This window comes from Marinobacter sp. X15-166B, assembly GCF_001752365.1.
Classification (GTDB): domain Bacteria; phylum Pseudomonadota; class Gammaproteobacteria; order Pseudomonadales; family Oleiphilaceae; genus Marinobacter.
The window spans coordinates 612,173-624,952 of record NZ_MEIY01000001.1 but is presented as its reverse complement, the minus strand read 5'-3'; the positions used below and the strand labels follow the sequence as shown (position 1 = coordinate 624,952).

11 protein-coding genes and 1 pseudogene are annotated in these 12,780 nt (G+C 61.0%); 4 read left to right on the top strand and 8 right to left on the bottom strand.

Going from position 1 to position 12,780, the window contains the following annotated elements; translation table 11 throughout:
* Positions 1-239: 239 nt before the first annotated feature.
* The 6 genes and pseudogenes from BG841_RS03000 to BG841_RS02975 form a co-directional block, all read right to left on the bottom strand.
* Complete coding sequence (locus BG841_RS03000) at positions 240-1,133, bottom strand: hydroxymethylglutaryl-CoA lyase (RefSeq protein WP_070056301.1); 894 nt, start codon at positions 1,131-1,133, stop codon at positions 240-242.
* Positions 1,130-3,136, bottom strand: a complete 2,007-nt coding sequence (locus tag BG841_RS02995) for an acetyl/propionyl/methylcrotonyl-CoA carboxylase subunit alpha (RefSeq protein WP_070056300.1) — start codon at positions 3,134-3,136, stop codon at positions 1,130-1,132. Before BG841_RS02995 ends, BG841_RS03000 begins: the two co-directional genes overlap by 4 nt.
* Positions 3,133-3,969, bottom strand: coding sequence for an enoyl-CoA hydratase/isomerase family protein (locus BG841_RS02990; protein ID WP_070056299.1), 837 nt, complete (start codon positions 3,967-3,969; stop codon positions 3,133-3,135). The genes BG841_RS02995 and BG841_RS02990 overlap by 4 nt, the downstream gene beginning before the upstream one ends.
* A gap of 13 nt (positions 3,970-3,982) precedes the next feature.
* Positions 3,983-5,591: pseudogene (locus BG841_RS02985) on the bottom strand (carboxyl transferase domain-containing protein).
* A gap of 5 nt (positions 5,592-5,596) precedes the next feature.
* Positions 5,597-6,766, bottom strand: a complete 1,170-nt coding sequence (locus BG841_RS02980; protein WP_070056298.1) for an isovaleryl-CoA dehydrogenase — start codon at positions 6,764-6,766, stop codon at positions 5,597-5,599.
* 30 nt (positions 6,767-6,796) lie between these two features.
* The gene (locus BG841_RS02975; protein ID WP_070056297.1) at positions 6,797-7,216 is read right to left on the bottom strand and encodes a MerR family transcriptional regulator; all 420 of its coding nucleotides are present in this window, start codon (positions 7,214-7,216) and stop codon (positions 6,797-6,799) included.
* A 133-nt stretch (positions 7,217-7,349) separates the two neighbouring features.
* Between BG841_RS02975 and BG841_RS02970 the strand changes: the two genes are divergently transcribed.
* A complete protein-coding gene (locus BG841_RS02970) occupies positions 7,350-8,267 on the top strand; it encodes an AEC family transporter (RefSeq protein WP_070056296.1) in 918 nt (305 codons plus the stop codon).
* 9 nt (positions 8,268-8,276) lie between these two features.
* Here the strand turns inward: BG841_RS02970 and BG841_RS02965 are convergent, their stop codons facing one another.
* Entirely contained in the window at positions 8,277-9,134 is an 858-nt protein-coding gene (locus BG841_RS02965; protein ID WP_070056295.1) for a PA4780 family RIO1-like protein kinase, read from the bottom strand.
* Positions 9,135-9,269: 135 nt separating this feature from the next.
* On the opposite strand from BG841_RS02965, the gene rluF reads away from it, so the two are divergent.
* A complete protein-coding gene (gene rluF / locus BG841_RS02960; RefSeq protein ID WP_070056294.1) occupies positions 9,270-10,250 on the top strand; it encodes a 23S rRNA pseudouridine(2604) synthase RluF in 981 nt (326 codons plus the stop codon).
* A 9-nt stretch (positions 10,251-10,259) separates the two neighbouring features.
* Here the strand turns inward: rluF and BG841_RS02955 are convergent, their stop codons facing one another.
* Complete coding sequence (locus BG841_RS02955; protein WP_070056293.1) at positions 10,260-11,540, bottom strand: PDC sensor domain-containing protein; 1,281 nt, start codon at positions 11,538-11,540, stop codon at positions 10,260-10,262.
* Between the two features lie 124 nt (positions 11,541-11,664).
* Here BG841_RS02955 and BG841_RS02950 point away from each other — a divergent pair, with 124 nt between their 5' ends.
* Together BG841_RS02950 and BG841_RS02945 are read left to right on the top strand one after the other, a co-directional pair.
* Positions 11,665-12,186, top strand: coding sequence for an acyloxyacyl hydrolase (locus BG841_RS02950; RefSeq protein ID WP_070056292.1), 522 nt, complete (start codon positions 11,665-11,667; stop codon positions 12,184-12,186).
* A gap of 234 nt (positions 12,187-12,420) precedes the next feature.
* Positions 12,421-12,738 carry a c-type cytochrome gene (locus BG841_RS02945; RefSeq protein WP_141737052.1) on the top strand — a complete coding sequence of 106 codons (318 nt, stop codon included), beginning with the start codon at positions 12,421-12,423 and terminating at the stop codon, positions 12,736-12,738.
* The last annotated feature ends 42 nt before the right edge of the window (positions 12,739-12,780 follow it).

The window sequence follows — 12,780 nt, the reverse complement described above, 5'->3', positions numbered from 1 at the left end:
GCTGTTCCCCCCAAGACCTGTGGGCCCCCGTTTACCCGGACGCGGGGCAGCCAATTGCCCCGGGTTGCTCTCCAGCGGGCACTTTGAAGGGTAGGGGGTGACTTCAGTCAGGCTCTTACGGCAAGGAGTTGATAAATATCAAGACGGGCAGTGGAGGTAGTCCGTTATCGATGGGAACACGCTGGCGACCTCGCCGGCGGCTCTGGTTGCCAGCGAGGTCGCTCCTGCGATCAAAACCCTCAGGACTGCAGCGCCCGACCTACCCGGGAGGGGTTGGCGCGACCCAGGTAGGTGCAGATGTCATGGCCGACTCTGGCGACCGCGTTGAGGTCAACACCGGTGGCAAAGCCTTCCCCTTCCAGCAGGTACAGGACGTCTTCGGTGGCGACGTTACCGGTGGCGCCCTTAGCGTAGGGGCACCCGCCCAGTCCGGCCACTGCGCTGTCGAAGATGCGGATGTCCCGGGCCAGCGCGGCGTAGATGTTGGCGACCGCCTGACCACGGGTGTCGTGGCAGTGCAACGCCAGTTTGCTGGCGGGCAATAACGGCAGGACCGCGTCGAGCAGGGCGTGGATTTCCCGGGGACGGGCGACGCCTATAGTGTCACCAAGGGAGATTTCATCGGCGCCCAGATCCAGCAGTTGCTCGACCACGTCGGCCACCCGGGACGGGGCAATGGGACCTTCATAGGGACAGCCGACCACGCAGGATACGTAGGCCCGCAGGTATTTGCCCGCTTTGCGTGCCTCCTCGGCGACCGGCCGGAAACGCTCGATGCTCTCGCTGATGGAACAGTTGATGTTCTTCTGGGTGAAACTTTCTGAGGCGGCGGTGAACACCGCCACCACGTCGGCGTCCGCAGCCAGGGCCTGTTCCAGCCCGCGCAGGTTGGGGGTAAGCACTTCCGCCCACAGACCGGGGTGACGCTCAATCTGCGCCAGTACCTGGTCGGTGCTGGCCATTTGCGGGACCCATTTAGGGGACACGAAACTGCCCGCCTCTATGCGCCTCAGGCCGGTGCGGGCCAGCGCATCGAACCATTGGGCGCGTACTTCCGCGGGTACGGGGGTGGTCTCATTCTGCAGACCGTCCCGCAGCCCCATTTCTACCAGGGTGACAGTTTCGGTGCTCATCCGGCGTCCTCCGCGGTGAACTCGATCAGGACCTGGCCCGAGTTGACGTTGTCGTCTTCGACACAGTGGATGGCCGCGATCTCGCCGTCGGCGGGGGCGTTGAGGGTGTGCTCCATCTTCATCGCCTCCAGAGCCACCAGTGCGGTTCCGGCGCTGACCCTGTCGCCGACCTTGCAGGTGACCGCAGTGATACGACCGTGCATGGGCGCTTTCAGGATGCCGTCACCGGCGGCATCGGCGCTCTGTTCTTCCGGGTGATTGACCAGCGCCTCCCAATGACTGGCATTGGCGAAAACCCCCAGTCGCTCACCGTGACTGGCCCAGCCCAGACGGATGGAGCGGCCGTTCAACCGCACCACCACGCCCTCACCCTGGCTGTCCGGTTGCCAGCGCAGGGTCACTGGGTCGCTGTCTGCACTGAACGCCACGCGGGCGCTGCAGGGGCCGTCGAGGGTGTAATGCAGGGTCAGGTCTTCACCGCCCAGGCGAATTTCACACAGTTGCACCTGGGGGCCGCCAACGCGGAAGCTGTCGGTCAAAGTCCAGGGACTGGGCGCGGCTGAGCGCTGTTCCCGGGCACTGGCCTGCTGCCACGCCAGCCAGCTGAGGATCTGCTGTTCCTGGCAATCGAACGCCGCAGTCGACAGGGTCTCTGCTTGCTGCTCGATGAAATGGGTGGTCAACCGGGCCGCGGCAAACTCCGGATGCTGCAGCACCCGACACACGTAATCGGTGTTCAGGGTGACCCCCATGGCGCGATAATGGCTGAGGGCGTCCAGCAGCCGCTGGCGGGCTTCGTCCCGGGTGTGGCCGTAGCTGATGACTTTCGACAGCATGGGGTCGTACCAGGGTGAAATTTCCTGTCCTTCACGCACCCCGGTGTCCACCCGAACACCCTCCATGCCGTGCGGTTCGGTCAGGCTGAGCAGGGTGCCGGTGACCGGTAAAAAGTCGTTGTCGGGGTCTTCCGCGTATATACGCGCTTCCATGGCGTGGCCCTGAAAATGCAGCTCGTCCTGGGTCCAGGGCAAGGGTTCGTTGCGTGCCACGCGCAGCTGCCACTCGACCAGATCGAGACCGGTGATCATCTCGGTGACCGGGTGCTCGACCTGCAGGCGGGTGTTCATTTCCATGAAGTAGAACCCCGCACCGGGCTCATACAAAAACTCTACGGTGCCTGCGTTGACGTAGCCGATGGCCTCGCCGCAGCGCACCGCGGCTTCACCCATTTCCCGGCGGACATGGTCCGGGATGTCCGGTGCGGGGGCTTCTTCAATGATTTTCTGGTGGCGACGCTGCACTGAACAGTCGCGGTCAAACAGATAACGGCCGTTACCGTGCTGGTCAAACATCACCTGCACTTCGACGTGACGGGGGTTCTCCAGATAGCGCTCGATCAGCAAGTGGGCATCGCCGAAACTGGACTTGGCTTCCCGCTGCGCGGCGGCCACGGCGTCTTTGACTTCGGCCGGCTCCCGCACCACGCGCATGCCTTTACCGCCGCCCCCGGCGCTGGCTTTGATCAGCAGAGGAAAACCGGTTTTTTTCGCTTCGGCCAGAAACACCTCCGGGCTTTGATCGTCACCGTGGTAGCCGGGCACCAAGGGCACACCGGCGTTACCCATCAGCTCCTTGGCGGCGCTTTTGGATCCCATGGAGGCAATCGCCTCGGCGGGTGGACCGACAAAATGTATGCCCGCGTCCTGGCATTGGCGGGCCAGCTCGGTGTTTTCGGCCAGAAAGCCGTACCCGGGGTGAATGGCGTCGGCTCCGGACTGGCGCGCCACTTCCATGATTTTGTCGACCCGCAGATAGCTGTCGGTGGCCGCAGCGGGGCCAATGCAGAAGGCCTGATCCGCCAGTTGCACAAACGGTGCCTCGGCATCTGCTTCGGAATAAACCGCAACGCACTGGATACCCATAGCCTGAGCGGTGTTCATGATGCGCACGGCAATTTCGCCCCGGTTGGCGATCAGCAGGGTATTGATGGTGTGTATGGTCATTGCTTGGCTCCCGAGTCAGACCCCTGAGTATTTGATTGGATCGGCGTGCTGATCCAGTTGGGTTGGCGTTTGTCCAGAAATGCCTGCAGACCTTCCTGACCCTCAGGGCTGGTGCGTAAGGAGGCAATCAGATCGGCGGTGTACTGGATCAGCTCTTCATCCGGTTGGTTGTGACCGCTGCGGGCAATGAGCTGTTTGCACGCGGTCAGTGCCTGCGGACTGTTGCGCAGCAGGCGTTCGATCAGGGCATTGACCGTTTCATCCAGGGCTTCGGGGGCCACGGCTTCGTGGATCAGCCCAAGCGTCAGGGCCTTGTCGGCGCTGATTTCTTCACAGGTCAGAAAGTAGCGCCGCGCCTGTCGGGCACCCATCACGCGAATCACGTAGGGACCAATGGCCGCGGGCGCCAGGCCCAGCCGGGCTTCGCTGAGGCAAAAACGGGCGTCGGTGCTGGCCACGGCTATGTCGCAGGCCGATACCAGCCCGACTGCGCCGCCGTAGGCCGCACCCTGCACCCGCGCGATGACGGGTTTGGGCGACAGGTCAATCGCCTTGAGCATGCCGGCCAGGGCGCGGGCATCGGTACGGTTCTCTTCCGCGGTCAGGGTGGCGGTATGTTTCATCCAGTTAAGGTCGGCCCCCGCGGAAAAATGCTTGCCGTGCCCGGCCAGCACGATGACCCGGCAGTCCGGATCTTCTGTCGCCCGGGTGACCGCGCGGGTCAGCTCGCTGATGACGCTGGCATCGAACGCGTTGCGTTTGTCGGCCCGGTCCAGGGTAATGCGGGCGACGCCGCTGGCATCTGTTTCATAATGAACGGCTTGGTCTGTCATAGTCGCCTCCTGGTTACATTCTGAAGATGCCGAAACGGGTTTCTTCCGGGGGCGCATTGAGCGTCGCCGACAGGCTCAACCCCAGGACCCGGCGGGTGTCGGCAGGGTCAATGATGCCGTCGTCCCAGAGGCGTGCGCTGGCGTAATAGGGGTTTGACTGGGTTTCAAACTGATCAATGACCGGCTGCTTGAAGGCCTGTTCTTCCGCCTGGGACCAGCTTTCTCCGCGCCGCTCCATGCCCGCGCGTTTGACGTCGGCCAGTACCCCGGCCGCTTGCTCCCCCCCCATCACCGCAATGCGGGCGTTGGGCCACATGTACATGAACCGGGGCCGGTAGGCGCGGCCACACATGCCGTAGTTCCCGGCACCAAAACTGCCGCCAATCACCACGGTCAGTTTGGGGACCCGGGCGCAGGCGACGGCCATCACCATTTTGGCACCATGCTTGGCGATGCCTTCGTGTTCGGCATCTTTACCCACCATGAAACCGGTGATGTTCTGGAGAAAGATCAGTGGGATTCCGCGCTGGCTGCAGATCTCAATAAAATGCGCGCCTTTCTGGGCCGATTCGGAGAACAGAATGCCGTTGTTGGCGACGATGCCCACGGGCATGCCATACAGGTGGGCAAAGCCGCAGATCAGGGTGGTGCCGTAGCGGGCCTTGAACTCATCGAACTCGGAGCCGTCCACCAGGCGTGCGATCACCTCTTTGACATCGTAGGGGGTGCGCAGGTCGCTGGGAATCAGGCCGTACAGCTCTTTGCTGTCGTACAGAGGCTCTCGCGGCTCCCGCAGCGCCAGACTTTCGGGCTTGCGGTGGTTGAGGTTGGCGATGCAGCGGCGGGCCCGTTCCAGAGCTTCCGATTCGGTGCTGGCGTAATGGTCGGCTACCCCGGAAATGCGGGTGTGCACATCGGCACCGCCCAGCTCTTCGGCACTGACGTTCTCGCCGGTCGCGGCTCTCACCAGCGGCGGCCCGGCGAGGAAGATGCTGCTCTGCTCCTTGACCATAATACTTTCATCGGCCATGGCAGGTACGTAAGCGCCCCCTGCGGTACACAGCCCCAAAACCACCGCGATCTGGGGGATGCCCTTGGCGGACATGTTGGCCTGCCGATAGAAGATGTGGCCGAAGTGTTCGGCGTCCGGGAAGACTTCATCCTGCTGGGGCAGGTTGGCCCCACCGGAATCCACCAGGTAGATACACGGCAGGTGGTTCTCTTCGGCAATGGTCTGGGCGCGGATGTGCTTTTTTTACCGTTAACGGGTAATAGGTGCCGCCTTTGACCGTGGAGTCGTTGGCCACGATCATGCATTCCACCCCGTGCACCTGGCCAATGCCGGCGATGACGCCCGCGGCCGGTACCTTGTCGTGGTAAACATCTTCGGCGGCAAAGGCGCCGATTTCCAGAAACGGCGACCCGGGGTCCAACAGCCGCTGAATGCGCTCCCGGGGCAGCAGTTTGCCGCGATCGGTATGGCGCTTTTGTGACGCGGCACCACCACCCTGAGCAATGACCTCAAAACGGGCCTTGAGGTCGTCCACCAGCCCCTGCATATGCTCATGACGCTGGCGGAACTCGTCTGAATTGGGCTGAACCTGACTGTGGAGTATGGCCATAATGTTTACCGTGATTCCCTGAACAGTTCGCGACCGATCAGCATGCGGCGCACTTCCTGAGTGCCGGCACCGATCTCGTAAAGTTTGGCGTCCCGAAGCAGGCGCCCGGTAGCGTAGTCGTTGATGTAGCCGTTACCGCCCAGGATCTGGATCGCTTCCAGGGCCATTTTGGTGGCCCGCTCCGAGGTGTACAAAATGACACCGGCAGCGTCCTTACGGGTGGTCTCGCCGCGGTCACAGGCCTGAGCAACGGCGTACAGATAGGCCCGGCACGCAGCCAGTTCGGTGTACATGTCGGCCAGCTTGGCCTGAATCAGCTGAAACTCACCGATCGGCTGGTCAAACTGCTTGCGTTCATGAACATAGGGCACCACGATGTCGAGACACGCCTGCATGATGCCGGTGGGGCCGCCGGACAGGACCACGCGTTCGTAATCGAGCCCCGACATCAGCACCTTCACACCCTGATTTTCCCCTCCCAGAATGTTTTCGGCGGGCACTTCGACATCTTCGAAAATCAGCTCGCAGGTGTTGGAACCGCGCATGCCCAGCTTGTCCAGTTTGGGGCCGCGGGAAAACCCCTGCCAGTCCCGCTCAACAATGAACGCGGTAATGCCCTTGGGGCCGGCGGACGGGTCGGTCTTGGCGTAAATCACGTAGGTGTGGGCGTCGGGGCCGTTGGTGATCCACATCTTGGTGCCATTGAGGATGTAGCGATCGCCTTTTTTGTCGGCGCGCAGCTTCATGCTGACCACATCGGAACCGGCGTTGGGCTCGCTCATCGCCAGAGCGCCAATGTGCTCGCCGCTCACCAGCTTGGGCAGGTATTGCGCCTTTTGCGCATCGGTGCCGTTGCGGTGGATCTGGTTGACGCACAGGTTGGAGTGGGCGCCGTAACTGAGGCCGACGCTGGCGGAGGCACGACTGATTTCTTCCATGGCCACCACGTGGGCGAGGTAGCCCATTTCACTGCCACCGTATTGTTCGCCGACGGTCAGCCCGAGCAGGCCCATATCACCGAGCTTGCGCCACAGGTCGTTGGGGAACAGGTTGTCTTTATCGGTTTGCTCGGCAAGGGGGGCAATCTGGTCGGCGGCAAACTGATTGACCTGATCGCGCAGCATGCTGATGGTTTCGTCGAGCCCGAAATTAAGGGATGTGTATTGGCTTTTCATAATGGTTATCGCTCCGTCCGGTACGTTCGGCTATTCAGGTTTTGTTGTTTTTGTTCGCGCCTCCAGACCCTGTAACGCTTGTTGGCAGCGTTGTTCGGCGGCGTCGAGTTCGTGTTGCATGACTCTGATATCGTTCAGTTGCTGTTCCAGTGCGGCCCGACGTTGCCGGATCTTGGCCTGCAGCGCTTTCAGTTGCCTGGCGTTGTCGGACGCGGGGTCGTACATCTCAATCAGTTCACGGGACTCCGCCAGGCTGAACCCCAGTCGCTTGCCCCGCAGAATCAGTTTCAGCTTGATGCGATCCTGATCGCTGTAAATTCGGGTTTGCGCGTTGCGGGCGGGCGTCAACATGCCGGCTTCCTCGTAGAAGCGGATGGTTCGCGTGGTGACATCAAACTCCCGCGCAAGATCGCCGATGGAGTAGGTGTGTGTCAGTGATGAAGAGTTCATAGTCGTCCGTGCATGGTTGACGTTAACGTAAAGGTAACGGTGCCGGCGAATCTTGTCAATGTTTGTGAAGCTTAGCAGAAAAACCGGGCCAGCTTGGCTACACTACATCCTTGTTTCACTGGCCGGATCCCCCATGACCGCTGCGTTAGCCCTGCTCTACAAACTCACCCCCCTTTATATCACCGTATTGCTGGGCTGGATTGCCGGCCGTTTTCTGGACGCCAGTGGCCGCCACATTGCGGGCATCATGTTGTACATCGTGACACCCTCGGTGGTGTTTTCGGGGGTGATGGCGGCGCCTTTGTCCGCCGAAGTCATCCTGCTGCCGGTGCTGGTGTTCTGCCTGTGCTCGGTGATCGGGGGGGCGCATCTGTGGCTGGCCCAACGCTGGATCACTGACGGCAGTGCCGGCGTTATGCCGTTGTCTGTGGGGACGGGTAATACCGGTTATTTCGGAATTCCGGTGGCGCTGCTGTTGTTCGGCGAACAGGGGCTGGCGCTTTACATTGTGTGCATGCTCGGCACCACCTTGTTTGAAAACTCGCTGGGCTTTTATCTCGCCGCTCGTGGCCGTTACGATTACAAGGATGCCTTGCGACGGGTCGTGCGCTTGCCGTCGGTATATGCGTTTATCCTGGGGGTGGCACTGAACCTGTCGGGGGCGTCTGTTCCGTTGGTGTTCGAGCCGTTGTTTGATAACTTGCGCGGTGCCTACAGTATTTTCGGCATGATGATTATTGGCATGGGGATCGTCAGTTTTCGCGGGCTGGCGGGTAACTGGCGGTTCACCGGGCTGGCATTCTTCGGCAAATTTGTGGTGTGGCCGGCGGTGGCTCTGGGGTTCTGGTGGCTGGACAGTCAGGTATTGGGGGTGTACGAGCCGGCGGTGCATCAGGCCATCTTCCTGCTGTCTATTACGCCCATTGCCGCCAATACGGTGGTGATGGCGACGCTGCTGGACGCCGCGCCGCGACAGGCCGCCGGCACCACGCTGTTGAGCACCCTGGTGGCCTTGGTGTACATCCCCGTAATGGTGGCCGCCTTTTTGTAGCCGGCCGGTTCAGTCGTCCTGTTCCGCCGCCCGCAACCGCTGCAGCCGGTCGGTTTCTTCCTGTTGGGCGGCGTCGATCACCGCCATCAGTTCGACAACGTCTGCGCTCGCTCTGTTGTGCTCGAAGCAGCCGGTGAGTTTCTGATCGGGGTGCAACTTGCCGGCCTGGTACAGCGCCCAGATCTCTTTACCGTACTCGGTGTGCAACAGCTCGGGGGCGAAGCGACCAAAGAAACGACGCATATTGGCCACATCCCGCTCCAGCATAAACTCGGCGCTGTTGTTGCCGGCGGCATTCACCGCCTGCGGCAGATCAATGATCACCGGGCCGTGGCTGTCCAGCAACACGTTGAATTCGGACAAGTCGCCGTGAATCAACCCCGCACAGAGCATGCGCACAACTTCGGCGACCACCTGGGCGTGGTAAGCCCGTGCCTGGTCGGCGGTGAGGGTCAGGTCGTCCATTCGTGGAGCGGCTTTGCCGTCGGCGTCCGACACCAGCTCCATCAGCAACACGCCGTCTACAAACCCCAGCGGCTCGGGTACGCGCACGCCGGAGGCGGCCAGCTTGTACAGCGCATCGACCTCGGCATTCAACCAGGCGTTTTCCTGCTCTTGTTGGCCATAGCGGGTTTTTTTACTCATGGCCCGGGCACGCCGGCTGTTGCGTACCCTGCGCCCCTCCTGATACTGCACCGCCTGTTTGAAACTGCGTTGTCTGGCTTCCTTGAAGACTTTCGCGCAGCGAATGCTGTCACCGCAGCGCACCACATAAACCTGGGCTTCTTTGCCGCTCATAAGCTGGTGCAGCACTTCGTCAATCAGACCATCATCAACCAGCGGTTGTAATCTTTTAGGTGTTTTCATAGAACCCTGCATCAGTGGCGGGAGGGACCGGAGGACATCAAGCGCGGATGGTTGCGCAGGAGGGCTTCTGGCTGAACCGATTCAAAGCAGGGATAATAGCAACACGCCCACCTCAACCAAAGCTACGGGAGTTCCATGCACACCATAACCTCGACCCGGTTAAACAAATACATCAGTGAAAGCGGTATATGCTCGCGCCGCGAAGCTGACCGGTTTATTGAGCAGGGCAACGTGTTCATCAACGGCCGGCGCGCGGTTATTGGTGATCGGGTACTGGCCGGGGACCGGGTGCGCGTGAATGGCAGGGAGATCGAGCCCAGGGCGGAAGAGGCGCTGATCTTCATCGCGTTAAACAAACCGGTGGGTATTGTCAGCACCACGGACAGCGCCGAACGCGACAATATTGTCCGCTTTGTGAAGCACAGTGAGCGCATCTTCCCCATCGGGCGTCTGGACAAGGATTCGCAAGGGCTTATTTTTCTGACCAGTAACGGTGATCTGGTCAACAAGATTCTGCGGGCCGGTAACGATCACGAAAAAGAGTATCTGGTCACGGTGGACCGGCCGGTGACCGATGAGCTGGTGGCCGGGCTGGCGGGTGGGGTGCCCATACTCGGCACCCGTACCAAAAAATGCAAGGTCGAGCGGGAATCCCGTTTTGTCCTGCGCATGACCCTGGTGCAAGGACTGAACCGGCAGATCCGGCGCATGTGTGCCTACTTCGGTTACGAGGTCACCGCGCTGGAGCGGGTGCGGATCATGAACGTCAATCTCAAGGGACTGCCCGTGGGTGAGTGGCGGGATCTGACCGAGAACGAATTGAATACCCTGCTGGAGTCCATCCGAGGGTCGTCCTCGGAAGCGGCCCCCAACGCGGTCAGCCAGCGGGCCCGGAAAACCAGGCCCCGCCGGCCGGCACAGGGGCAGCCCCCCGGTAACACGGCTCCCAGAGGGAAGGGCCGGGGCCAACCGGCGGGCAAACCTGCCAACCGGGGCAACGGCCGACCTGCGCGTCCGGCGGGCAGGCCGGGGGCCAGACCCGGCAACCGGCCCGGCGGCCGGTCTGGTCCGAAACCCGGCGGGGCGCCAGCCAAACGCGGTGGCCGGCGCCATTAAGCCGCTCTGTCAGGGAACTGCGCCGGAGGGGGCGTGCGAATAGCCAGGGTCATCCTGTAACCCACTGGGCAACATTATGGTTTCGGCGTCGATGGCAAAGGCAATCAGGCCGAGCAGCCGGCCGGTTGACGGGGAACGCAGGGGAGTCGTCACAAAGGTGACAAAGTAACCGGAGGAGGAGTCGAAATGAATCGGGTCGATGAAAAACTCGCCGCTCTCGCCCCTGGCGGCTTCCTTGAAGTCGTCTCTGTTGCCCATCCAGAAATTGGACGTTAACTGACTGCTGGCCACCAGCGTGCCCGCATCGTCGGTAATAAACACTTCACGGATAACCCCCCGGGATTGCCGCTGCCATTCGGCCAATTGTCTGGAAGCCGGCCGCGCGAGCAGCTCAACCGCCTGCCGGCTGGCAAACTCGGGGGCGAGGGCATGCCAGGTGGAGTCCGCGGCCAATATGTCGGTAAAGCTGGAGACCCCGGGCTCCTGACTGAGTGCCGCCTGGGGGATCCCGGTCGACATGAGATCGTCCAGATAGGTTTGCGCCAGAGTTCTGACGAGCGTTTTTTTGGTGTCGTTCAGTTGGTACACGTCACTGCCGCAGCCACGCAGATGGTGATTGAAGCGTTTGAGGAACCCGGGGTGCTGGGCCGCAAACCCATAACTGACATACAGGTACATGGGGGCAAACCGCAGGAACTGGCGATAAAGCGGTTGCCGTTGGGCCGGGGGCGCGGTTTGCACAATGTACGCCATTCTTGCTTCATCAAAGACTGCAGTGTCGATGCGTTTCTTGAACAGCAGTGCCAGCAGCTGGTGTTCTGCGGACACACGCAGTTTGATGCGGTAACCGTTGCGCTCCAGCCACCGTTCTTCGTTACTGCCGGCGACGGTGCCCATATCGTAAACGTCCACCTTGGCGTCCGGCAGGCGGGAATACAGATACCATTTTTCCAGCGCAATCGGCTCAGACCGGATGGCATAGGGCGCCAGCTCGTGGGAGGCACTGATCGCGAAGTAGCCATCAACCAGTTGATTGCGCAGCGAATACAGCGCCCGCTTGGGGGGCACGGTCTTGATGTTGGTGTGCCAGCCGGCCTTGTTGGCCGCGCAGATCACCCGTTTGGTAATTTTGTCGCCGATGTCGGACTGGATGCCTGCATCCGCACCTTGGCCGTTTTCCAGCGAAGAATCAAAGGTGTACAGGTTGATGGTTGGAGCCTGCGCGTGCACCAGCGCTGAGGCTGTCAACGCCAGAATAGATGCCAGCCAGACATGTCGTTGAAAAGCCATTCGCTGCCCTGATTGTGCAGGATTCATTTGCTGAAAATGATCCTAGCACGGGTGGGCGACATGTAAAGGGAATGTTAGCGGCTATACTGATAAGCCTGCGAGTAGGATTCTGGACGAAACTCGAATGGAAGCGACAACAGATTATTCAGCAAGAGTACAGCTGACGCATTGCCTGATTGCGCTTGCCTTGTGTCTGACCCCGCAGAGTGTCTCGGCCGGGCACGCCAGCCGGTATCTGTCCTTCGCGGTGGGCCATATTGCCGTGTTGGATGGCGAGATTGACGACCCGCTGGTGTACAAACTGGAATACCGGTTCCGGCCCGGAACGCGGTGGCAGCTGGCGCCGTCGATAGGCGCGGCACGCTCGGAGAATGGTTCCACCTTTGTGTTCGCGGATCTGGCAAGGGATTTCCAACTCGCCGGCCGTTGGGTACTGACCCCCAGTTTTGGTCTGGGGGTGTTCAACGATGGACGGGACATCAAGCTCGGTCATGATCTGGAATTTCGCTCGGGGATTCGCCTTGGCTATGAGTTTCACAATCACATGCGCCTGGCCGTGGAATTTTTTCATCTTTCCAATGGTGGCCTGGGCGACCTCAACCCGGGTGCCGAACCACTGTTTCTGGCATGGTTTATGCCGCTTTAGGCAACAGGTGACCGACCCTGGCCGTACCCAGAACGTCCATCCGGACATATAGCCGACAGGCTTCTCCCGTTGACGGGTTGAAATGCTGAAACCCGTGCCGATATAGGGGGGGCGATGCAGGTCAACCGCTGGCCTCCCTGGTCATAAAATTCAGTTGCGTCTGGTCGCATTTCTGCGTAACACTGGTTGTAGCTCGGGCTATAATTGGTGAGCAACCCAATGAGAGAGGAAACGATGAAAACATCACGATTGTTGACCGCACTGGCAGTTCTGCCGCTGTTCGCGGCACCCCTGCTGGCCAATGCCGCCGACGGCGAAGCCTTGTTCAAGAGCAAGCCGTGTGTGGCCTGTCATATGGTTGACAGCAAACTGGTGGGCCCGGCGTTGAAAGACGTGGCCGCAAAATACGCCGATCAGGAAGGCGCTGTTGAACTGCTGGCGGGGCACATCAAAAACGGTTCTTCGGGTGTTTGGGGGCCAGTCCCCATGCCGCCTAACGCGGTCACCGAAGAAGAGGCCAAGGCTCTGGCCGAGTGGGTGTTGAGCCTGTAAACCCCGAAGCGGGGCACGGCCCAGACGGTCTGACGTGCCCCA